This is a genomic window from Corynebacterium sp. AOP40-4SA-5 (assembly GCF_052377355.1).
Classification (GTDB): domain Bacteria; phylum Actinomycetota; class Actinomycetes; order Mycobacteriales; family Mycobacteriaceae; genus Corynebacterium.
In genome coordinates, this window is sequence record NZ_JBQSWS010000008.1 from 108,221 (window position 1) to 130,265 (window position 22,045).

The window sequence follows — 22,045 nt, forward strand, 5'->3', positions numbered from 1 at the left end:
CCTCACTCTTTTCATTGCGAACCCCCGTCAGGGGCCAAGATCGAGCGCCCTGCCCCTGCGCGGCGGGGAGGCCCCTACTCCTGCGAGTCGGCCTCGGCGTCGCCGGTCGTGCGGTTCTCCGCCAGGGAACTCCGGGCACTGCGCAGCCAGTCGGGCTGGTTCTCCAGCAGGGCCTTGATGTCGGCGGTCGTCAGCGGCTTGTCCATGTCGTTGGCCTTCAGCGCGGTGATGGTGATCCCGAGCTTGCGGGCCACCTCCGGGCGCGGGTGCGGGCCTTCGCGGCGCAGGTCCTGCAGCCACTCGGGCGGGTTGTTCTGCAGGGCCACGAACTCGTCGTGGCCGAGCGTGCCTTCCTGGAAGGCGGCCGGGGTCGCGGGGAGGTAGATGTTCAGCTTCTTCGCCGCGGTCTGGGGTTTCATCCGTTCACTCATACCTGCAGAGTCTAACCGGTCGGCCCGTGGGGGATACGATGGTCGCCATGCACTACCTGAAGGTCGTCTTCGCGCCCGGTGTCGTCCCCGGTAAATGGTTCGGCAGGTTCGACGGGAGGGTGGACGGCTGGAAGGTCGCCTCCGCCGCGGCCGACGACCCGCTCGCCCACGTCCGCAGCGGTGCCGCCGACATCGCCCTCGTCCGGTTGCCCGGCGAGTGGGAGGGCATGCCGGGCAGTAACGTGGACGAGGCGGCGATGAACCGTCTCGGCCTGCACCGGGTCGTGCTCTACGAGGAGCAGCCGGGGGTCGCGGTGCCCAAGGAGCACGTGCTGGAGGCGGTGGGGGAGAACGAGGAGGTCACCGCGTCCGACATGGACGGGGAGATGGTGCTCTACCGCGGCGTGGACCCGGTGGCGGTGCGTGAGCACCTCGACGTGGTCGCCGCGAACGTCGGCGTGGTCGTCGCCCCGCGTCCGCTGCTGCGCGCGGTGAACCGGCGCGGTGTCGTCCACCGGCGCCTGGCGGGGCAGGCGCCGACCCGGATCGCACTGGTGTGGCTGCGTGAGCGCGATGACGAGGTCGTGCAGCAGTTCGTCGGAATCTGCCGTGGCAGGCGTTCCTCCAGCTCCCGGTAGTCTTCGGCTGGTTTCCCGGTGAGTTCACCCAGACTTCATCTCACAACCATGTGATCTACACGTGTGCTTCCTAGCCTCGGGGGCATGACCAGAGCCACCGTCACCACCTCAACCGCCCCCTCCGCCGCCCCGTCAGCAGCCACCTCCACCGCCTCCGGAACCCCGGACGCGGTCCGCACGTACGTCGTCGACACCTCCGTCCTGCTCTCCGACCCGTGGGCACTGCTGAAGTTTGCCGAGCACCACGTGGTCCTGCCCATCGTGGTGGTCAGTGAGCTGGAGGCCAAGCGTCAGCACCCCGAACTCGGCTGGTTCGCCCGCCAGGCGCTCGGCCTGCTCGAGGACCTGCGCCGCACCAGTGGGCGGCTGGACCGTGCCATCGAGGTCACCCCGGACGGCGGGACGCTGCGCGTGGAGCTCAACCACGTCGACCAGTCCGTCCTGCCCGCCGGGCTGCGCGCCCGCCCGGACGACGGCGCGGACAACGACCGTCGCATCCTCGCCTCCGCACTGAACCTGCGCGCCGAGGGCGACACCGTCACCCTGGTCACGAAGGACGTCCCGCTGCGCGTGAAGGCCGGCGCGGTGGGGCTGGACGCCGACGAGTACCGCGCGCAGGACGTCGTCCTCACCGGCTACGAGGGCATGGTGACCGCCGAGGTCAGCGCCGGTCTCATCGACGGGCTCTTCACCGACGGCGCGGTGGACGCCACCGGGGAGGTGGAGGACGCCGTGGACCTTCCGGTGCACTGCGGCGTCCAGCTGACCGCCGGCAGCCAGTCGGCGCTCGCGCGCGTGGCGTCCAACGGGGTGCTGCGCCAGGTCCCGCAGGACCGGGAGGCCTTCGGCCTGCGGGGACGCAGCGCCCGCCAGCGCGTGGCGCTGGACATCCTGCTCGACGAGGAGGTGGGCATCGTCTCGCTCGGCGGCTCCGCCGGCACGGGCAAATCGGCGCTGGCGCTGTGCGCCGGGCTGGAGGCGGTGCTGGAACGCCAGTCGCACCGTCGGATCGTGGTCTTCCGCCCGCTGCACGCCGTCGGCGGCCAGGACCTCGGCTACCTGCCCGGCGACGGCGTCGAGAAGATGAACCCGTGGACACAGGCGGTGTACGACACGCTCGACGGGCTGGTCAGTGAGAACGTCCTCGACGAGATCGACGACCGCGGGCTGCTGGAGGTGCTGCCGCTGACGCACATCCGCGGGCGGAGCATCCACGACAGCTTCGTCATCGTCGACGAGGCGCAGTCGATGGAACGCAACGTGCTGCTCACCGTGCTGTCCCGGCTGGGGCGCAACTCCCGGGTGGTGCTCACCCACGACGTGGCCCAGCGCGACAACCTGCGCGTGGGACGCCACGACGGTGTGCTCGCCGTGGTCGAGAAGCTCAAGGGCAACCCGCTGTTCGCGCACGTCACCCTGACCCGGTCCGAGCGTTCAGCCGTCGCGGAACTGGTCACCAGCCTGCTTGAAAAGGGCTGATGCGCTGCACGGCTGCGCCGAGGTCCCGGCACGTTTACAATGCCTTGCATGACATTCAAGATTCGTCCCATGCGGAGGGACGACTACGCCCAGGTGGCGCGCATCCAGCAGTCGGGCATGGACACCGGACACGCGACCTACGAGGGGGAGGCCCCCACCTGGGACGGTTTCACCGAGCACAAGATCGGTGACCTGATGTTCGTCGCCGACGAGGACGGGGACGTCCTGGGGTGGGTCTCGGCGGCCAAGGCGTCGCGCCGCGAGGTGTTCGCCGGGGTGGTGGAGGACTCGGTCTACATCGCGCCGGACGCCGCCGGCCGCGGGGTCGCCGGGGCGCTGCTTGACCACATGATCCAGGCGGCGACCGACGCCGGATACTGGGCGATGCACTCCGCGGTGTTCCCGGAGAACCAGGGGTCGTTGAAGCTGCACCTCTCGCGTGGTTTCACCGAGATCGGCGTGGCACACACGATGGCCCGTATGAACTACGGGCCGATGGAGGGTCGCTGGCGCGACATCCTCCTGCTGGAGAAGATCCTCGAGGGAGGGCCCGCGTACCCGGAGTACCGGGAACGCGTGGGCGGTTAGTCGACGGTGTCCTTGAGCTTCTCCTGACGGGTGAAGATCAGGACGACGCCGGCGACGACCGCCAGGGGGATCAGCACGGTGAAGATCGGCACCAGTGCATCGTTGTAGCTGGTGATCACGGCCTCGTGCAGGGCGCCGGGCAGGTGGCTGACCATGTCCGGGGTGATGCTGTGCGAGCCGGAGTCCGAGAAGGAGTCGGCGTAGTTCGCCGCGTCCGGACCCATCTCCTGCATGGCCACCGGGACGCGGTCACCCATCAGCGACTGCAGGCGCGAGGTGAACACCGAACCGACGACGGCCGAACCGACGGACATGCCGATCTGGCGGAAGAAGTTGTTCGAGGCGGTGGCCGTGCCGACCATGCTGACCGGGAACGCGTTCTGCACGATCAGCACGAGGATCTGCATCGCGCAGCCCAGGCCGAAGCCGAAGACGAACAGGACCAGGCCCAGGTGCAGCAGGCTGTCGTGGGTCTCCAGACCGCCGAGCAGGAACAGGCCGACGGCGGTGACGAACATGCCGACCACCGGGTACCACTTGTAGTTGCCCGTGCGGCTGACGATGATGCCCACCACGATCGAGGTCGGCATCATGCCGAGGATCATCGGGATCATCATCAGGCCGGCCTTGGTCGGGGACATCCCGTGGACCATCTGGATGTAGGTCGGCATGTAGGACAGGGTGCCCAGCATGACCACGCCGATGACGAGGCCGGCGAGGGTGCACAGCACGAAGTTGCGGTTGGTGAACAGGGTCATCGGGATCAGCGGTTCATCCGCCCTGAGCTCGACGAAGACGAAGAGCACCGCGCAGACCACGGTGGCGATGATCAGGCCGATGATGGTGACCGAACCCCACTCGTAGTCCTTGCCGCCCCAGCTGAGGAAGAGGATCAGGCAGGTGGCGAAGCCGGCCATGAAGACCGTGCCCCACATGTCGAGCTTGGCGTGTCCGCTGCCGCGTGCCGGCAGGTGCATGGCGAAGACGGCGATCGCGATGGCGACCAGGGCCAGCGGAACGTTGAACCACAGTGCCCAGCGCCAGCCGGGACCGTCGGTGAAGAAACCGCCGAGCAACGGGCCCAGCACGGAGGACAGGCCGAAGACGGAGCCCATCAGGCCCATGTACTTGCCGCGCTGGCGGGCGGGGATGATGTCGGCGATGATCGCCTGGGACAGCACCATCATGCCGCCGCCGCCGAGGCCCTGGATGGCGCGGGCGACGATGATGATCCAGATGTTCTGGCCCAGTGCACCGACGACCGAGCCGATCAGGTACATGCTCAGGGCGAAGATGAACAGCGGCTTGCGGCCGATCTGGTCACCGAGCTTGCCGTAGATCGGCAGGCCGATGGTCTGGGCGAGCAGGAAGGCGGTGATCACCCAGCTCATCTGGTCCACGCCGCCGAGCTCGCCGACGACGGTCGGCAGGGCGGTGGCGAAGATGGTCTGGCCCAGGGAGACCAGCAGCATGCCGAGCATGAGGCTGGCGAAGACCAGGGGGATGTTGTTCTTCGAGGCGGTGGTGTCCTCTGGAGTCGTCGGCGACGACTCTACTTTCTCAACTGTGCTCATGGAGGATCTCTTCTCGTGCTTTCTTACGCAGTAGTCGTGCAGGGGGTGACGGTGGTGCCGGACGGAAGGTCAGTCCCAACCGGTGGTGTAGGCCGCCGACAGTTGGGTGAGGTTGCGTCCGGCGAAGGTGAGGATCTCGCGTCGGTCCTTCTCCGGCTGGTCGCGGTGGAACAGGCCGCCGGTGGCCAGGGTGGTGCGGACCATGCCGGTGAGCAGCAGGGCCTCCTCGTGGACGGTGAGGTCCGGGAGGTGCCGACGCTGCGGGTAACGGGAGAGGTGGGCGTCGATCGCGGCCAGGATGTCCCCGGCGAGTTCGTCGAACCGGCGCATCCCCGCGACGGTCAGCAGCGGGGTCTCCTGGACGATCTGGCGTCGCCGTTCCCTGATCTTCATGCTGGTCCGCGGGTCCGTGGACAGGCGCGGCGAGGACTCGGGGTCGTCGTCCAGCGAACGTCCGATGAAGTCGAGGATGTCGCGGATGATGTTGGGGGAGTCGGTCGCGGCGAAGGCGTCCATCACCTCCGGCGGGATCGGGGGGACGCCGCGTCCTGCGGCGACCTGGTCCTTTGACTCGAAGTAGTTGAAGAAGGTCCGGCGGCTCACGTCGGCCTTCTCGCAGATCTCGTCGATGGTGACCTGGTCGAACCCGCGGGCGAGGATGAGTTCGGTGGCGCAGTCCTCGATGCGGAGCCGGGTCTCCCGGCGCTTTCGCTCGCGGAGGCCACACCCGTCGGCGCCCGTTGCGGATTCATTCCTTGTCTCAGTCACGAGACAGGTCTACACCCGGTGAAAACTTGCACGCAATGCAAAAATATCGTTAACCCCATTATGGGGGTAGTCAGCCCCGCGCGGTTTGCTGATGGTGACGCAGAATGAGATGAGCGTCACCCTCCCCGGAGCCTCCGCCGGCACGCACCCACACCGAGCTGCGCACCGTGGTCCCGTAGGCCCCCGTCGCCGTGGACCGCACCAGCACCGCGTCGTCCCCCAACGCCTCGGTCACCACGTCGGAGACCTCCAACCGGTCGAACCCGCGCAGCGGCGCCAGCGAGTCCAGGAACCCCGCACGGTCGAGAACCCGCCCGTCACGGTCGACGACGTGCAGGTCCGGGTGCAGCAGTGCCTCGGCGAATTCACGGTTGCCGCGCACCTCGTCGGTGTAGAGCGCCAGCTCCCGCGCGGCGGCGTCCTCTGCGTCCTGCGCGGCGTCGGACGCATCGGGCGCGCCGGACGTCGCGGCGTCCTGCGCCGGTACGGCTGTCCCGTCGAGGCCGGGGCCGGTCTCGGGGGAGCGGCGTTGCGAGAAGGCGGTGGCGGCGGCGTTCGCCCGCTTGTCCGCCGCCTCGTTCATCGGGTGCCCGGCGTGCCCCTTCACCCACTCGAAGGCGACGTCCCTGCCCTGCATCGCCGCGTCGATCGCCTTCATCAGGTCGACGTTCTGCACCGGCTTGCCGTCGCGCTTCTTCCAACCCTTGCGCTTCCATCCTGGCATCCACTTCGTCACCGAGTTGATCACGTACTGGGAGTCACACAGGATCAGCAGGTGCTGGCCCGCGGCGTCCGGGTGCGCGGCCGTGCTCTCCAGCAGGTCCAGGACGGCCTTGAGCTCGCCCATGTTGTTCGTGCCGTGCGGCCAGCCGCCGGCCTTCCAGGTGTCGTCGTCGATGTACCAGGCCCAGCCTGCGGGGCCGGGGTTTCCGAGGGCGGAGCCGTCAGCGGCTGCGGTGATCGTCATGCAAGGTATCGTCCCACACGCCACGGACATGGGAAGAGGGGCACCGCGACGGTGGTGTCGCGGTGCCCCTCTTCTCCCGTCGTCCCCTCACTGCGGGGACGGCTGGAGCTGTTAGTCGCGGTCGGTGTTCGCCATGGCGAGCACGTCGAGGCGCTTGTCCAGCTCCTCCTCCGACAGGGTCTCGGGCACGAAGCCCAGGTCGATCACGGTCTGGCGGATGGTCTTGCCCTGGGCCAGCGCGGTCTTGGCGACCTTCGCGGCGGCCTCGTAGCCGATCGCGGAGTTCAGCGGGGTCACGATGGACGGTGAGGACTCCGCCAGGGTGCGCATACGCTCGTTGTTCGGCTCGATGCCGTCGACCAGGCGCTCGGCGAACACCGTGGAGGTGTTGGCGAGCAGCTTGGCGGACTCCAGCACGTTGCGGGCCATCATCGGGATGAACACGTTGAGCTCGAAGTGGCCCTGTGCACCACCGAAGGTGATGGCGGCGTCGTTGCCGATGACCTGCGCGGCGACCTGGGTGGCGGTCTCGCACAGCACCGGGTTGACCTTGCCGGGCATGATCGAGGAACCCGGCTGCAGGTCGGGGAGGTGGATCTCACCGAAGCCGGTCAGCGGGCCGGAGCCCATCATGCGGATGTCGTTGGCGATCTTGTTCAGCGAGACGGCCACGGTGCGCATCGCACCGGAGAACTCCACGAGCGCGTCGCGGGCGGCCTGTGCCTCGAAGTGGTTCTCCGCCTCGGTCAGCTCCTCGACACCGGTGAGCTTCTTGAGCTCCTCGGTGACCTTCGCGCCGAAGTCGGCGGAGGTGTTCAGGCCGGTACCGGTGGCGGTGCCGCCGATGGCCAGCTCGCCGAGACGCGGCAGGGTGGCCTCGATGCGCTGGATGCCCAGCTCGATCTGACGGGCGTAGCCGCCGAACTCCTGGCCCAGGGTCACCGGGACGGCGTCCATGAGGTGGGTGCGGCCGGACTTCACGTCGTTCTTCCACTCGGTGGCCTTCGCCGCGAGGGAGGAGTGCAGGGTCTTCAGTGCCGGGATCAGGCTGGTGACGGCCGCCTCGGTCGCCGCGACGTGCGTGGCGGTGGGGAAGGTGTCGTTCGACGACTGGCCCATGTTCACGTCGTCGTTCGGGTGGATGTCCACCCCGTCCTGCTTGGCCAGCGAGGCGATGACCTCGTTGGTGTTCATGTTCGACGAGGTGCCCGAACCGGTCTGGAAGACGTCGATCGGGAACTCGTCGTTGTAGGTGCCCTCGGCGATGGCCTTGCCGGCGGCGATGATGGCGTCCGCCTTGGTGCCGTCCAACGCGCCGGAGTCCTTGTTGACCTGGGCGCAGGCTGCCTTCAGCAGGCCCATGGCACGGATCTGCGCGGCCTCCAGGGGCCGGTCGGAGATCGGGAAGTTCTCCACGGCACGCTGGGTCTGTGCACGCCACAGGGCCTTGGCCGGGACCTTGACCTCACCCATGGTGTCGTGCTCGATGCGGAATTCCTGCTCACTCATAATGAACTGTCGTGTCCTTCCTGATTATTGTGACGACTGACATATAAGGGTACCCGCAGGCGTTCCGGACGGTGTGCCTGCGGGGGTGGGGGAGGATCAGATGTAGTCCTGGACCGAGTAGTCCTTGAGCTTCTGCAGCTGGTGGGTGGCCTCGATGCTGCGGATCGTGCCGGAACGCTCGCGCATCACCAGCGAGCGGGTGGTCGCGCCGCCGGCGCGGTAGCTGACGCCGCGCAGCATGTCGCCGTTGGTCACGCCGGTGGCGACGAAGTAGCAGTTGTCGGAGGACACCAGGTCATTGGTGCCCAGGACGGTGTCGAGCGACAGGCCGGCGTCGATCGCCTTCTGCCGCTCGGTGTCGTCGGTGGGGGCCAGCACGCCCTGGATCTCGCCGCCCATGCACTTCATCGCGCAGGCGGTGATGATGCCCTCCGGGGTGCCGCCGGTGCCCATCATCAGGTCGACCGCGTGGCTCTCGCCGGCGGCGGCCACGGCACCGGCCACGTCGCCGTCTCCGATGAGCCGCACCTTCGCGCCCGCCGCGCGGATCTCCGCGATCAGGTCGTGGTGACGGGGACGGTCCAGCACCACGACGGTGACGTCCGAGGGGTGAACGCCCTTGGCCTTGGCGACGGCGTTGATGTTGTGGGCGGCGGGTGCCTGGATGTCGATGCTGCCGGCGGCCTCGGGGCCCACGGCGATCTTCTTCATGTAGAACACGGCGGACGGGTCGTACATCGACCCGCGCTCGGCGGCGGCGAGCACGGAGATGGCGTTGGGGCGTCCCTCGGCCATCAGCGTGGTGCCGTCCACCGGGTCCACGGCGATGTCGACGGCCGGGCCCTCGCCCGTGCCGACGGACTCACCGTTGAACAGCATCGGCGCTTCGTCCTTCTCGCCCTCGCCGATGATCACGGTGCCGTTCATCTGCACGGTGTTGATCATCCTGCGCATGGCGTCCACGGCGGCACCGTCGCCGGACTCCTTCTTCCCTCGGCCGACCCACTTGCCGGACGCCAGGGCCGCCGCCTCGGTAACACGCACCAGCTCCATGGCCAGGTTGCGGTCCGGGGAGGAGGCGGGGAGGGCCTCGGGCGGGGTGGGGACGGAGTCGGATCCGGAAGTCATGGAAGACCAGCTTTCTGCTATCGGGCGTCGGGGGTGCCCCCCATTGTTCCACGAGCCACCCTCCGGCGCGTGCTGCGGTCGTGCAGAGGGTGACGGTTAGGGCCCCCGGGGTACCTGTCTGCAATAATCGGTGGCGTGAAACTCGAGAAACCGCGCATGTTCACCTCCACCCGTGACCTGCTGATATCGCTGGGCGTGTTGGGTGTGGTCATGGCGTTCTCCGTCGGCTTCACCGGTCTGTGCAGCTACAACCCCGGTCCGGCGGAGACGACGGGGCCGGTCAACGAGGTCGACATCGACGCGATCCTCGGCTCGGAGGCCCGCAGCCTGAACTTCCCGGTGCGCAACCCGGACGTGCCGGACGACTGGCAGGCGAACTCCGGTCGCCGCACCACGATCGACCGGGAACCGTCCTCCATCGCCGGCTGGGTCATCGACGAGCGCTACTACATCGGCCTGACCCAGACCTCCGTGGATCTGGAGGACGCGGTCGCCGACGTGGACGACGAGTACCGCGAGGAGACCGACTCGCGCGAGAGCTCCGCCTCCGGCGTCACGGCCGAGACCGCCGGGGACACCGTCACCTGGCACATCTTCACCGGTGACGACGCCCGCACGGTGTGGGCCGCGGACCTGGGGGACTCCACCGTGATGCTGTCGGGCACCGCCACCGGCGAGATCTACGAGACGCTGGCCGACAAGGTCGCGACCACGGACCCGATCGTCACCGGTTAGGACTGGTCGCCGTCGTCCTCCCCGTCGGGGCGGCGGTTCTGCAGCGCGGCCTCCACCCGCTCCGAGGCACCGTCGAGGTAGCGCTCGCAGTAGGCGGCGAGTTCCTCGCCGCGCTCCCAGTACTTCAGGGACTCGTCCAGGCTCATCTGGCCTAGCTCGAGGATCTTGACGACCTCCACCAGCTCGTCGCGGGCCTGCTCGTAGCTCAGTTCGTCCAGCGGACGGAAGGTCTGGGTGTTCTCGGTGTCACTCATCGCTCGGGGTCTCCTTGTTTTCGGGGGAGTCGGTTGATTCTGTCGTATCTGGTTTCTCAGGTGCCGGCTTCTCGGGCGCGGTCTCGGAGTGCTGCACGGCCATCGCCGCGGCGGTGACCGATCCGTCCAGGACGCGGATGCGCAGCTGGGACCCCGGGGTCACGTCGTCCACGGTGGTCACCACCTGCGGCGGGGTGTGGTCGCGGGGGAGGACCTGCACCACCGAGTAGCCACGCTGCAACGTCTGCGACGGTCCCAATGCATTGACCTGGGCCTTCAGCGAGACCACCTGGGAGCGCATGTCGCGGATCGTGATCCCCAGTGCGCGGTCGTTGCGCTCGCGGGCCTCGGTGACCAGTTCCTGCTGACGGCGGATCGGCAGCAGCGGGTCGGCCAGGACCGGACGCGAGCGCACCGTCGCCAGGCCCCGCTGCTCATTGGCCACCCAGGAGCGCAGGGCACCGGCGGCGCGGTCACGAAGCTCGGAGACGAGCCGTAGCTCGGCCGCCACGTCCGGCACGACCCGCTTGGCGGCGTCGGTGGGCGTGGCGGCCCGCAGGTCCGCGACGTTGTCGAGGATCGGGTTGTCCGGCTCGTGCCCGATGGCGCTGACCACCGGTGTGGTCATCCGGCTGACCTGACGCACCAGCGCCTCCTCTGAGAACGGCAGCAGGTCCTCCACAGAGCCGCCGCCGCGCGCGACGATGACGACGTCCACCCGTGGGTCGTCCTCCAGCTGCTGCAGGGCGGCGATGACCTGTGGTACCGCCTGCGGGCCCTGCACCGCGGTGTTGATCACCTCGGTCTGCACCGAGGGCCAGCGGTCGTGCGCGACCGCCAGGACGTCGCGCTCGGCGGCCGAACCGCGCCCCGTGATCAGTCCGACCCGCCCCGGGAGGAACGGCAGGGGACGCTTCAACCGCGGGTCGAACAGCCCCTCGGCGTCCATCGCCCGCTTGAGCTGCTCCATCCTGGCCAGCAGCTCGCCCACACCCACGTGCTGGATCCGCGAGACCCACAGGGAGAACGAGCCACGCCCGGAGTAGAACGCCGGCTTGCCGTAGACCACCACGCGGTCGCCGTTCTTCAGCGGCGTCGGCATGGAACGCAGCATCGAGGTGGAACAGGTCAACGGGACCGACTGCTCCATCTCCACGTCACGCAGGGTGATGTAGGACAGCTTCCATGACGGCTTCATGTTGACCTGGGTGATCTGCCCCTCCACCCAGAGGTGGCCGAGACGTTCGATCCACCCCTTCACCTTGTCGTTGACGACATGGACCGGCCACGGCGCCTCCGCGGAGGTCGGGGACGGTGGGGAACCGGTCGCTGCGGTCGGCGAGGCGGACGAGGCATCTGACATGGCTCTGATTGTAGAGGTCCGATAGCATGGGGGACATGACTGAGGCTTCACCTGTGGATAACTTCACCACAACTGCCCCGACGACCACCATCGACCGTGAGGAACGCGACACCCCGGCCCGCTCCGCCAGGCGCGTCCTGCTCGCGGCGCCGCGCGGCTACTGCGCCGGTGTCGACCGCGCCGTGGAGACCGTGGAGAAGGCCCTCGAGAAGTACGGTGCCCCGCTGTACGTCCGCAAGGAGATCGTGCACAACAAGCACGTCGTGAAGACCCTGGAGGAGCAGGGCGTGATCTTCGTGGACAAGACCATGGACGTGCCCGAGGGCGCCAACGTCGTCTTCTCCGCCCACGGCGTCTCGCCGAAGGTGCACGAGGACGCCAAGCTGCTCAAGCTCAAGACCTTCGACGCGACCTGCCCGCTGGTCACCAAGGTGCACAACGAGGTCAAGCGCTTCGCCAAGCAGGGCTACCAGATCATCCTCATCGGCCACCACGGTCACGAGGAGGTCGAGGGTACCGCGGGCGAGGCCCCGGACGTGGTGCACCTGGTCGACGGCAAGGAGGACGTCGACGCCCTCGAGTTCCCCGAGGACCAGAAGCTGATCTGGCTGTCGCAGACCACGCTGAGCGTGGACGAGACGATGCGCACGGTGAAGTTCCTGCACGAGAAGTTCCCCCAGCTGGAGACCCCGCCCAGCGACGACATCTGCTACGCCACCCAGAACCGCCAGGTCGCGGTCAAGGCGATCGCGCCGAAGGTCGAGTTGATGATCGTCGTCGGTTCCCAGAACTCGTCCAACTCGGTGCGGCTCGTCGAGGTCGCGCTCCAGCACGGCACGAAGGAATCCCACCTGGTCGACTATGCCGAGCAGGTCGACCCCGCCTGGTTCGAGGGCGTGACCTCCGTGGGTGTGACCTCCGGCGCCTCGGTGCCGGAGCTGCTCGTGCGCGGTGTACTGGAGCTGCTCGCCGAGCACGGCTTCAACAGCATCGAAGAGGTCACCACCGCCACCGAGGACCTGGTGTTCTCCCTGCCGCGCGAACTGCGCCCGGCACGCAACGCCAGCTGACCTCAGACCTCAGCGGCAACGACGAAGGGGCCGACCCGGGAAATGATTCCCGGGTCGGCCCCTTCGTCGCGCGGTGTCGGTTGGGCGCCGCTCACTCCATGTCGAGGGGACGGTCCTGGCTCCTCGAACGGCGACGACGGCTCGCCTCGCGCAGCTCGGCGGCGGTGCGGGTGCGGGTCTCCGGCTGCTCCTGCCCGTCCGGGGCGGGGGAGTCCTGCGTGCCGCGGGACGCTTCGTCGCGCTGCGACGGGTAGCGCGGGTAGTCGCCGCGGGGACGCTCGCTGTACCGGCGTGAGGACGCCGCGCGCGGCTCGGAGCGATCGGTACGCTCTGGGCGCTCAGAACGCTCCAGACGTTCGGGACGCTCGGCCCGGTAGGACGCCCGGTCACCCGACGGCCGGTCCTTGTCGCGGTAGCGGGCGTTGAGCCGCTGGTTGCTCTCCTCCGCGTCCGTCATCTGCCGGCGACGTGAGCGGTCCCGTCGGTGCTGGGCCTTGAGCACGGCGGCGTCGATGCGGTGACGGGCGACCGCGATGACGACGCAGATCACGAAGGCGACGGCCAGCCAGAGGAACTTCTCGATCGCCGGGTACGCGGCGGTGATCAGGGTCGTCTTGAAACTCGATCCCGCGGTTCCGGAGCCGGCGCTGATCAGCCCGACGCCGGTGATCCCGAAGAACCAGTAGACCGGCAGCAGCACGACCGTGAGGAAGAGGCCGCGCAGCTCCACCAGCGCGGTGCACACGACCGCGGCCACGGTGAAGAGCACGACATAGGACGTGCCCACCCCGCTGAGGACGACCCCGGTGAGGATGACAGCCGCCATCACCAGCAGGGGAGCCCATACCGGGATCAGGCCCCGGCGGTTCAGCGGGGCGGGCTCGTCAGTAGTCTCAGAAGTCACGGCGGCTGATGTTACCCGATGGTCAGGACGGCTACGAGGTGGAGTCGTCACTCGGCTTGTCGTCCTTCTGGTTCTTGTCGGTCTCGTCGGTCTTGTCGTCGGTCTTGTCATCGGGCAGGAGGGGGGCGAGGAACCGGCTGAAGGCCTTGGGCTCACCGGACTCGTCACTCTTGAGAGACTTGCGCCAGTCCTGCCAGCGCTGCGCGGCCTGTTCGCGCTGGGCGCCGGTCTGCTGGCCGGCCGAGGTGGCGAAATTGATGTCGGCAGAGTGCTTCTCGCCGGTGGCCAGGTCGGTGAGGTCGCCGATGTAGCGCAGGACCTCGGTGATCATCGCTGCCACGGGCACGGCCAGGAAGGCGCCGATGATGCCGAACATGCCGCCGCCGATGGTCACCGAGAGCAGCACGATGACCGCGTGCATCTTCATTGCCTTGGACTGCAGCACGGGTTGCAGCACATTGCCCTCGAGCTGCTGGACGAGCAGCACAACACCCAGCACGATCAGCGCGGTGGTGAAACCCTGGGTGACCAGGGCGATGAGGACAGCCAGGGCGCCAGCCGTGAAGGCACCCACGATCGGGATGAAACCACCGAAGAAGGTGACGATCGCCAGCGGAAGAGCGAGGGGAACCTGGAGGATGACCAGACCCAGGCCGATGAAGAAGGCGTCGATGAAGCTCACGATCGCCTGCGTGCGGATGAAGCCGCCCAGGGTGTTCCAGCAGCGGGTCAGCACCTCGGTGAGGTGCCAGCCGACGCGGCGTCCGGCGATGCGCCGGACCATGGGCAGGAACTTCTCGCCGTCCTTCAGGAAGAAGAAGATCAGGACCAGCATCACGAACAGGGTGATCGCCGCCGAGGTGACGGCGGAGACCCCGGTGATCGCGGTCTGGGTGATCTGGGAGGTCTGGTCCTGCACCCAGCTCGTGGCCTGGTCGATCATGTTGTCGATCTGGTCGCTCTGCAGGTTCAGCGGCGGGCCGGCGACCCAGTTCTGGATCTGCTCGATGCCCGCGGCACCGCTGTCCACGAGCTCGGGGATCTGCTTGGAGACGCTCGGCAGGATGGCGGCGATGATGCCGCCGAACACCGCGAAGAACAGGATCAGCGTCGACAGGACCGCCAGGGCGTTGGGGAAGTGCAGCCTGCGGAAGATGCGCACTACCGGCCAGAGCACCGTACACACGATGATGGCGAGGATGACCGGGAGGATGCCCGCCCAGAGACTGGACAGGACGTAGAAGAGGACCCACAGGGCCGCGGCGGTGACGAGGAAGCGCAGGCTCCATCCCGCCGTCCAGCGTGCGGAGGTGCCGATGACCTCGGCGCGGTCACGGATCTCCTTGCCGGGGGTGCCGTCATCGTCGGACTGCAGGGCCTCGGCGTTGTCGTCGGGCTCCTGCATCGCCGGATCGCCCTCCAGGAAGATGGACTCCTCGGAGGCCTCCTTCGGGCTGCGCACCGCCGCCGGCTCCTCGCCGGGAAGCGGGAGTGACGACTCCGGGTCCATGCGGCCTGACCCCATGAGGATGTCCGCGAAGTCCCGGCCGTCGACCACGTCGCGCGGGTCCGGGTTGTTCGGACTGCTCTGTCCGTCGGGCTTCTTGCTTCCCGAGGACCCGTTGGTGTTGTTCGAATCGCTGCTCACCCCACCCATTGTGCACGATGGTGGGGTGTACGTCACCGGGTAGCCCGGGGACTCACCCCGCGGGGTGGGACGAGGCGTGGAAGATCAGGTCCTCGTCCGTGGTTCCGGGCGCGGTCCCGAGCTCCCCGGACTCCTCGTCGGAGTGGTTGCGCAGGTTGATCGTGGCGACGAACAGGCCTCCCCAGAGGAAGACCATGAACAGGGCCATCATGACGATCGCTGTGGTGCTCATCGGTTCGCTCCTTGCGTTGCGGACGAGGCGGCGGGGCTCGCGTTACTGGCAGCACCGTCGGCTGCGTCGGCCAGGGGGTTGGACACTCCGCGGGCACGGCCGCCCGGCGGGACACCGAAATCGGAGCCCGGCGTGCCGTCGAGGACCATCGAGCGACGCGTGAACGGGATGAGGTGCATGATGATCCCGGCCACCAGGACGACGATGATCACCAGCCAACCCCAGGTGAAGACCTGATTGTCCGCGTAGCCGCCGTAGCCCTCGTCCAGCAGGGTGGCGACCTCGCTGAGCAGGGTGAAGGTGAGGATCACGGAGGTCACGTACATCAGGAAGGTGCGCCAGGTGGCGCCGACCTTGAACGAGGACACGGCGTTGAGGTGCTGCTGCAGCTCGTTGATCCGCATCGTCATCACACCGACCACGATGATCGCGACCAGTGCGGCGAGCACGATGCCGACGTTGTTGGTGAACTTGTCCATGACATCGAGGGTGACCAGTCCGCTCGTGGCGGAGAAGGCGAGGATCGACAGGACGGCCATCGGCACGCCGACCGACAGGGCGGCGGCACGGCGGGACATGTCGAACTTGTCACGCACGGCCGAGGAGACGACCTCCACGATCGAGATCAGGGAGGTGACGCCGGCGATGGCGAGGCTGGCGAAGAACAGGATGCCGAAGAGCTCGCCGGCGGGCATCTGGTTGATGATCGTCGGGAAGGCCTCGAAGGCCAGGCCGATGCCGGAGGTCGCGACCTCACTGACCGGGACGCCGGACGCCGCCGACATGAAGCCGAGTGCGGCAAACACGCCGATACCGGCCAGAACCTCGAAGGAGGAGTTCGCGAAGGCGGTGACCAGGCCGGTGCTCGTCAGGTTCGAGCGCGGCTTCAGGTAGGACGAGTAGGTGATCATGATGCCGAAGCCGATGGACAGCGAGAAGAAGATCTGTCCGTAGGCCGCGATCCACACCGAGGAGTCGGTCAGCGCACTCCAGTCCGGCGTGAACAGGGCGTCCAGGCCGGTGGAGGCACCGTCGAGGAACAGTGCACGCACGACCATGACGATGAAGAGCACCAGCAGCAGCGGGATGAAGATGATGTTGAGTCGTCCGATGCCCTTGCTCACGTCGAGCACAAGGGTGGCCAGGACGATGATCCACACGACGATCATCGTGATGAGGATCGGCATCACGAAGGTGCCGGAGAACACCGACTCGGTGTCGGCCTGCAGGAACTCCCCGGAGAAGTACTCGCCGGGGTTCTCGCCCCAGCCCTTGGTGAAGGACTTCATCGTGTAGAGCAGCGCCCACCCGACGATCGCGGCGTAGTAGACGGCGATGAAGAAGGAGATGCCGACCTGGGCCCAGCCCAGGATCTCGGCGCGCGGGTGGATACGGCGGAAGACCAGCGGTGCCGACCCGCGGAACCGGTGGCCCAGCGCGAAGAACATCCACAGCAGTGGGATGCCCGCGGTGAGCAGGGCGATCATGTAGGGGACGAGGAAAGCTCCGCCGCCTGATTCGTAGGCGACGTAGGGGAATCGCCAGATGTTGCCGAGGCCGACGGCGGAACCGATGGCAGCGAACAGGAACAGGAGCCGCGAGTTGAACGTGTCGCGGGTGACCTTTCCGTCCTTGCCGTCTGATCCGACCTGCGGCCCGGCGGGAGCGTCTGCAGACATGTGCGTGAGCCTCCGGGGTCTCTTGTTGCGGCAGGGGAAGTGAAGAAATCGAATCTATCCTAGATTCCCACTGGTCTTCCAGGAAACGGACAGTTGGTGGAGAGCTTACGGCCCGGGCGGGTGTGCTGTCCTGCGCGGGGCCGGGCGGAGTGGCAGGGGCGAGGGGCGGGCTGACCGGTGGGGAGTCCACCGGATAGGATGGTCGCCGTGACCCTTACTCTCGGAATCGTCGGCCTGCCCAATGTCGGTAAGTCCACGCTGTTCAATGCCCTGACCCGCAACGACGTCCTCGCCGCGAACTACCCCTTCGCCACGATCGAGCCCAACGTCGGCCTCGTCGAACTGCCGGACCCGCGTCTGACCCGGCTCGCCGAGATCTACTCCTCCGAGCGCATCCTGCCGGCCACGGTGTCCTTCGTGGACATCGCCGGCATCGTCAAGGGCGCTTCCGAGGGCGAAGGGATGGGCAACGCCTTCCTGGCGAACATCCGTGAGGCCGACGCGATCTGCCAGGTCGTGCGTGCCTTCTCCAACGACGACGTTATCCACGTCGACGGCCGCGTCGACCCGGCCACGGACATCTCGGTCATCGAGACCGAGCTGATCCTCGCCGACCTGCAGACCGTGGAGAAGGCGGTGCCCCGCCTGGAGAAGGAGGGGCGCAAGGATCGCGACAAGGCCGAGCAGGCCGAGGCCGCCAAGAAGGCCCAGGAGATCCTGGAGGACGACCGCACGCTGTACTCCGCCTCGGTCTCCGGCGAGTTCGACCTCGCCGCGGTCCGCGAGCTGCACCTGATGACCGCCAAGCCCTTCCTCTACGTCTTCAACTCCGATGAGGCCGTGCTGACCGACGAGTCCCGGCAGCAGGAGCTGCGCGACCTCGTCGCGCCGGCGGACTGCGTGTTCCTGGACGCCGCCACCGAGGCGGAGCTGCTCGAGCTCGACGACGAGGAGGCCGCCGAGCTGCTGGCGTCCGTCGGGCAGGACGAGCCGGGTCTGGCGACGCTGGCCAAGGCTGGTTTCGCGACCCTGGGTCTGCAGACCTACCTCACGGCCGGACCCAAGGAGACGCGCGCCTGGACGATCCCGCAGGGTGCGACCGCCCCGCAGGCCGCCGGTGTGATTCACACCGACTTCGAGCGTGGCTTCATCAAGGCCGAGATCGTCGGCTTCTCCGACCTGGACGAGTTCGGTTCCGTCGCCGAGGCCCGCAACCACGGCAAGGTCCGCCAGGAGGGCAAGGAGTACGTGATGCAGGACGGCGACGTCGTGGAGTTCCGGACGGGACTTACGTCTGGAAGTAAGAAATAGCCCGGACGCGCTACGGATGATGACGAAGGAGCCCTATCCGTGTCGAGACTGACGGAACTGCTGCGGCAGGTGCGCAAGGCGGACGCGCAACTTGGTACTGACCTGGAAGCCGAGGTCGCTGCGCTGACCAAGCGTCGCACCTTCGGGCTCGTCTTTGAGCAGCATCAGCCTGAGGCTGTCGAGCTGCCCGGCAGGGTCGTCCGTCGCGGCGACAAGGTGCGGGTGCTGCCTCCGCGAGGGGGGACAAAGGCAGGTGACCAACGGCTGTGGCGGACAACTCGGATCGAGTGCGTCGACGGGCAGCGTGTGGCTCATCTCGCGGAGCTCGACGTCGAAGAACCCGAGACTCGGGCAGTGCTTGCCGACGACGTGGTGGTCGTCGCGGAGTTCCGGGATCGCATCTACCCCGGCCTGGTGGAGACAGGCAGGGTTGAGCGGGGCGGCGACAAGCCGTTCCACACGGTCGTCAACGCTGAGAACTACCACGCGCTGGAGATGCTGACCTATACGCACCGGCATTCCATCGACGCCATCTACATCGACCCGCCGTACAACACCGGGGCGAGGGACTGGAAGTACGACAACGATTACGTCGCGAGTGATGACGACTATCGACACTCGAAATGGCTGGCGTTCATGGAGCGACGGTTGAAGATCTGTCGGGAGCTCATGCGTAGCGATGCTACTCTTGTGGCAACTATCGATGAGCATGAAGTAAACCGTTTGGGCGTGTTGCTAGATCAGCTCTTCCCGGAATCTACGCGGCAACTCGTCACAATTGTCAACAACCCTAAAGGCGTTACTCAGGGATATCTTTCGAGGGTCGAAGAGTATGCGTTCTTTGTATTTGGTCCTGACGCGCGAATCGGTTCGGTCGATGACGACCTTCTGACGCATCGAGACATGGCCGATGCTGAAGGGGAACTGCAGAGGCCTCGATGGAAGGGGCTCTTGCGGTCGGGCGACGACTCGCTTCGAGCTGACCGTAAAGATATGTTCTATCCGGTGTGGTTCGATGAGTCGACTGGGCGACTCAGCCACGCGGGCGAAGCATTGCCACTTGACGAAACTCCTGACTTCAGTCCGCAGGATGGCCTGACGCCGATCTGGCCTATTAGGCGGGACATGAAGGAGGGGCCTACCCGGGCAGCGCCACGCCGTTCGATCCTTGACTACGCGCTACACCCTCATCTGTGAAGAGCCACCAAACCTGGGACGGTTCAAGCGGCGCTAGGCGAGTCTGATTGCTGCGTCGATCTATGGGGTGAGGGCAGTGGCCGACATCGCGGTCCGAACTATCGCGGTCCGAACTATCGCGGTCCGAACCTACCGGAGTCCGAAAGTACCGCGGTCCGAAACTATCTGATGCGCATCTTGTACAATGAGGATGCGCGTATGCACATGCATACGCACACGCACACTCCTTGGACGCCGTAGCGAGCTTCCGGGCAGACGGTCGCAGACGTCGTCCCCCTGGCTCGTTTCCCCGCCCATCAAAAAATGAACGACCGCGGACTAGCTCGGATCAAGGCGACATCCCCTCAGCATCATGACGCGCTTGTGATGCAACTGAATATAGGAAGCTTAGAGATGACGCAACCAGGACAGACCACCACGACTTCGCACGAAGCGATCGATGCGTTCAAGAGAATCGTCGGCGACGAACATGTACTGACCTCTGAGCGTGCCACGATGCCATTCAGCAAAGGCTATCGATTCGGCGGAGGACCAGTCTTCGCCGTGGTGCGCCCCGGCACGCTGGTCGAGATGTGGCGGGCGCTGCAGGTATCCGTCGACAACAACCTCATCGTCATCCCGCAGGCATCGAACACGGGCCTGACTGGTGGATCCGGCCCCGGCTTCCAAGACTACGATCGCCCCATTGTGATCATCTCGACTCACCGCATCGATGAGGTGCACCTCATCAACGACGCGCGCGAGGCGATCTCGCTCGCGGGCACCCCGCTGACACACCTGACCGACGCGCTCGCCAAGCACCAGCGCGAGCCGCACTCGGTGATCGGGTCGACATCAATCGGCGCCTCGGTCATCGGCGGCATCGCGAACAACTCGGGCGGCAGCCAGATTCGCAAGGGTCCGGCATTCACGCGCGAAGCGATCTTCGCCCGCGTCAACGACGACGGCAAGGTCGAGCTGGTCAATCACCTGGGCATCTCGCTCGGAGACGACCCTGAGGTCGCACTCGACCGTCTACAGCGCGGCGAGTGGTCTCCCGAGGATGTCACCCCAGCTCCCGAAGACTCGAACGAGACCGAGTACGCCGAGCACTTGCGCAAGATCGTGCCTTCGCCTGCTCGCTACAATGCGAACCCCGAGTACCTGTTCGAGGCTTCCGGCTCGGCCGGCAAGCTGATGGTGTTCGCGGTGCGCACCCGCACCTTCCCTCGCGAAGTGCACCCGACCGTGCTTTACATCGGCACGAACAACACGCACGAGCTCGAAGAGATCCGTCGGTTGTTCCTCGAAGCCGACATGCCGCTGCCTATCTCTGGTGAGTACATGGGCCGCAGTGCCTTCGACTTGGCCGAGAAGTACGGCAAAGACACCTTCGTCTTCCTGAAGTTCATGAGTCCAGCGCTGCAGACGCGCATGTTCTCGTTCAAGACGTGGGCCAACGGCTTGTTCTCGAAGATTCCCGGCATTGGTCCGACCTTCGCCGACACGGTATCGCAAGCCATGTTCAGCGTGCTGCCCAACCAGCTGCCCAAGCGCATGATGGAGTACCGCAACCGTTTCGAGCATCACCTGCTGCTCACCGTCAGCGAGTCGCAGAAGGCCGCGAGCGAGAAGATGCTCAAGGAGTTCTTCGCAGAGCCCGAGCACACTGGTGAGTTCTTCATCTGCACGTCTGATGAAGAAAAGAGCGCGTCGCTCAACCGGTTCGGCGCGGCCAGTGCCGCCACTCGCTACGCCGCGTTGAAGCGCCGGCACATCGCAGGGCTCATCCCCATCGATGTGGCCCTGCGTCGCGACGATTGGAACTGGCTCGAGGTGCTGCCGGAGGAGATCGACGACCAGCTTGAGGTCAAGGCGTATTACGGGCACTTCTTCTGCCATGTGATGCACCAGGACTATGTCGCCAAGCAGGGCGTGGATCCCGAGGCGCTGCACGACCGCATCCAGCACCTGCTGGAGGAGCGCGGCGCGAAGCTGCCCGCCGAGCACAACTACGGTCGCATCTACAAGCTGCCGGAGTCCATGGAAGAGCACTTCAAGGAGCTCGATCCGACGAATACGTTCAACGCCGGTATCGGCGGCACGTCGCCGCACAAGGACTGGGCCTAAGTCCCCAAGGTAGCGCGACGCCGTGAGAGCCTGAGCGATGTCTTATCCATCTCGGGTGGACCTAGGGCTCGACTCCCTAGGTCCACCGGGACGGATGAGTCGAGACATCGGTCAGAGGCTGGGCAGGCCATAGAATCGCGTGGCGGCGAGGGCCGCGCCCGGTCCGAGAACGGGTCATCGCCTCACGCCGTCAGCTGACCCGCGACGGCCGGCACACCGGCGAAATCCTCGCCACCGGCCACATCGACGAGCCCGGAGGCTATTGCTGAAACACATTGCCTGAACATATTGGTGGAGCTGAAGGTGTGTAGGTTCAGGACATCGTTCATAGGTGAGTCGGGACATCGTTCATAGTGGTCCGTGACGATGAGGGATGTCTAAAGCGGCTCTTCACAGATGAGGGTGGGGTCTGCTGCACGTTTAGGTGACAGTTGTTAGTCACGCCGCGAGGGCGACGTCCT

The 22,045-nt window shown here is 66.7% G+C and carries 20 protein-coding genes; 8 read left to right on the forward strand and 12 right to left on the reverse strand.

All coding sequences use genetic code 11. The features are described 5' to 3' along the window. Nucleotides 1-74: 74 nt before the first annotated feature. Nucleotides 75-419 (reverse strand): DUF5997 family protein, encoded by a 345-nt coding sequence (locus tag ACT3S3_RS07020; protein WP_301443349.1) that lies wholly within the window; start codon nucleotides 417-419, stop codon nucleotides 75-77. Between the two features lie 59 nt (nucleotides 420-478). On the opposite strand from ACT3S3_RS07020, the gene ACT3S3_RS07025 reads away from it, so the two are divergent. The 3 genes from ACT3S3_RS07025 (at nucleotide 479) to ACT3S3_RS07035 (ending at nucleotide 3,136) form a co-directional block, all read left to right on the forward strand. After that, nucleotides 479-1,069: a LysR substrate-binding domain-containing protein gene (locus tag ACT3S3_RS07025; protein ID WP_301443348.1), complete on the forward strand. Its 591-nt coding sequence runs from the start codon at nucleotides 479-481 to the stop codon at nucleotides 1,067-1,069. Nucleotides 1,070-1,153: 84 nt separating this feature from the next. Then, complete coding sequence (locus ACT3S3_RS07030; protein WP_444626481.1) at nucleotides 1,154-2,548, forward strand: PhoH family protein; 1,395 nt, start codon at nucleotides 1,154-1,156, stop codon at nucleotides 2,546-2,548. 48 nt (nucleotides 2,549-2,596) lie between these two features. Then, nucleotides 2,597-3,136, forward strand: coding sequence for a GNAT family N-acetyltransferase (locus ACT3S3_RS07035; protein WP_444626483.1), 540 nt, complete (start codon nucleotides 2,597-2,599; stop codon nucleotides 3,134-3,136). Here the strand turns inward: ACT3S3_RS07035 and ACT3S3_RS07040 are convergent. The 5 genes from ACT3S3_RS07040 to glpX all read right to left on the reverse strand — a co-directional run bounded on the left by ACT3S3_RS07040 (nucleotide 3,133) and on the right by glpX (nucleotide 9,082). Then, on the reverse strand, nucleotides 3,133-4,710 hold the full coding sequence (locus ACT3S3_RS07040; RefSeq protein WP_441579665.1) for an MDR family MFS transporter: 1,578 nt from the start codon (nucleotides 4,708-4,710) through the stop codon (nucleotides 3,133-3,135). The genes ACT3S3_RS07035 and ACT3S3_RS07040 overlap by 4 nt on opposite strands. Before the next feature lie 69 nt (nucleotides 4,711-4,779). After that, nucleotides 4,780-5,478: a TetR/AcrR family transcriptional regulator gene (locus tag ACT3S3_RS07045; protein WP_444626484.1), complete on the reverse strand. Its 699-nt coding sequence runs from the start codon at nucleotides 5,476-5,478 to the stop codon at nucleotides 4,780-4,782. Between the two features lie 70 nt (nucleotides 5,479-5,548). Beyond that, nucleotides 5,549-6,445: a ribonuclease HI family protein gene (locus tag ACT3S3_RS07050; protein ID WP_301443343.1), complete on the reverse strand. Its 897-nt coding sequence runs from the start codon at nucleotides 6,443-6,445 to the stop codon at nucleotides 5,549-5,551. A gap of 111 nt (nucleotides 6,446-6,556) precedes the next feature. Continuing rightward, nucleotides 6,557-7,954, reverse strand: a complete 1,398-nt coding sequence (locus ACT3S3_RS07055) for a class II fumarate hydratase (protein WP_441579667.1) — start codon at nucleotides 7,952-7,954, stop codon at nucleotides 6,557-6,559. A 96-nt stretch (nucleotides 7,955-8,050) separates the two neighbouring features. Further along, nucleotides 8,051-9,082 carry a class II fructose-bisphosphatase gene (glpX, locus tag ACT3S3_RS07060; protein WP_441579668.1) on the reverse strand — a complete coding sequence of 344 codons (1,032 nt, stop codon included), beginning with the start codon at nucleotides 9,080-9,082 and terminating at the stop codon, nucleotides 8,051-8,053. Between the two features lie 135 nt (nucleotides 9,083-9,217). On the opposite strand from glpX, the gene ACT3S3_RS07065 reads away from it, so the two are divergent. Beyond that, entirely contained in the window at nucleotides 9,218-9,817 is a 600-nt protein-coding gene (locus ACT3S3_RS07065; protein WP_301444007.1) for a DUF4245 domain-containing protein, read from the forward strand. On the opposite strand, the gene ACT3S3_RS07070 is transcribed toward ACT3S3_RS07065, so the two are convergent. Together ACT3S3_RS07070 and xseA are read right to left on the reverse strand one after the other, a co-directional pair. Next, the gene (locus ACT3S3_RS07070; protein WP_301444008.1) at nucleotides 9,814-10,071 is read right to left on the reverse strand and encodes an exodeoxyribonuclease VII small subunit; all 258 of its coding nucleotides are present in this window, start codon (nucleotides 10,069-10,071) and stop codon (nucleotides 9,814-9,816) included. The genes ACT3S3_RS07065 and ACT3S3_RS07070 overlap by 4 nt on opposite strands. Next, nucleotides 10,064-11,434, reverse strand: a complete 1,371-nt coding sequence (gene xseA, locus ACT3S3_RS07075; protein WP_301444009.1) for an exodeoxyribonuclease VII large subunit — start codon at nucleotides 11,432-11,434, stop codon at nucleotides 10,064-10,066. Before xseA ends, ACT3S3_RS07070 begins: the two co-directional genes overlap by 8 nt. Before the next feature lie 35 nt (nucleotides 11,435-11,469). Here xseA and ACT3S3_RS07080 point away from each other — a divergent pair, with 35 nt between their 5' ends. Beyond that, nucleotides 11,470-12,504, forward strand: a complete 1,035-nt coding sequence (locus ACT3S3_RS07080; protein WP_441588213.1) for a 4-hydroxy-3-methylbut-2-enyl diphosphate reductase — start codon at nucleotides 11,470-11,472, stop codon at nucleotides 12,502-12,504. Nucleotides 12,505-12,595: 91 nt separating this feature from the next. Here ACT3S3_RS07080 and ACT3S3_RS07085 read toward each other — a convergent pair whose 3' ends face one another. From ACT3S3_RS07085 to ACT3S3_RS07100, 4 genes are read right to left on the reverse strand one after another with little or no spacing between them, the layout of a single operon-like run. Further along, nucleotides 12,596-13,408 carry a DUF6542 domain-containing protein gene (locus ACT3S3_RS07085; protein WP_301443853.1) on the reverse strand — a complete coding sequence of 271 codons (813 nt, stop codon included), beginning with the start codon at nucleotides 13,406-13,408 and terminating at the stop codon, nucleotides 12,596-12,598. 31 nt (nucleotides 13,409-13,439) lie between these two features. Continuing rightward, complete coding sequence (locus tag ACT3S3_RS07090) at nucleotides 13,440-15,065, reverse strand: AI-2E family transporter (RefSeq protein ID WP_301443854.1); 1,626 nt, start codon at nucleotides 15,063-15,065, stop codon at nucleotides 13,440-13,442. 43 nt (nucleotides 15,066-15,108) lie between these two features. Then, a complete protein-coding gene (gene metS, locus ACT3S3_RS07095; RefSeq protein WP_301443855.1) occupies nucleotides 15,109-15,288 on the reverse strand; it encodes a methionine/alanine import NSS transporter subunit MetS in 180 nt (59 codons plus the stop codon). Continuing rightward, a complete protein-coding gene (locus tag ACT3S3_RS07100) occupies nucleotides 15,285-16,967 on the reverse strand; it encodes a sodium-dependent transporter (protein ID WP_444626488.1) in 1,683 nt (560 codons plus the stop codon). The genes metS and ACT3S3_RS07100 overlap by 4 nt, the downstream gene beginning before the upstream one ends. 207 nt (nucleotides 16,968-17,174) lie before the next feature. On the opposite strand from ACT3S3_RS07100, the gene ychF reads away from it, so the two are divergent. From ychF to dld, 3 genes are all read left to right on the forward strand, one after another. Next, nucleotides 17,175-18,278, forward strand: coding sequence for a redox-regulated ATPase YchF (gene ychF, locus ACT3S3_RS07105; RefSeq protein ID WP_441579938.1), 1,104 nt, complete (start codon nucleotides 17,175-17,177; stop codon nucleotides 18,276-18,278). A 39-nt stretch (nucleotides 18,279-18,317) separates the two neighbouring features. Further along, entirely contained in the window at nucleotides 18,318-19,475 is a 1,158-nt protein-coding gene (locus tag ACT3S3_RS07110; RefSeq protein WP_011013961.1) for a DNA methyltransferase, read from the forward strand. Nucleotides 19,476-19,868: 393 nt separating this feature from the next. After that, nucleotides 19,869-21,584: a D-lactate dehydrogenase gene (gene dld, locus ACT3S3_RS07115; RefSeq protein WP_035095247.1), complete on the forward strand. Its 1,716-nt coding sequence runs from the start codon at nucleotides 19,869-19,871 to the stop codon at nucleotides 21,582-21,584. Nucleotides 21,585-22,045: the final 461 nt, after the last annotated feature.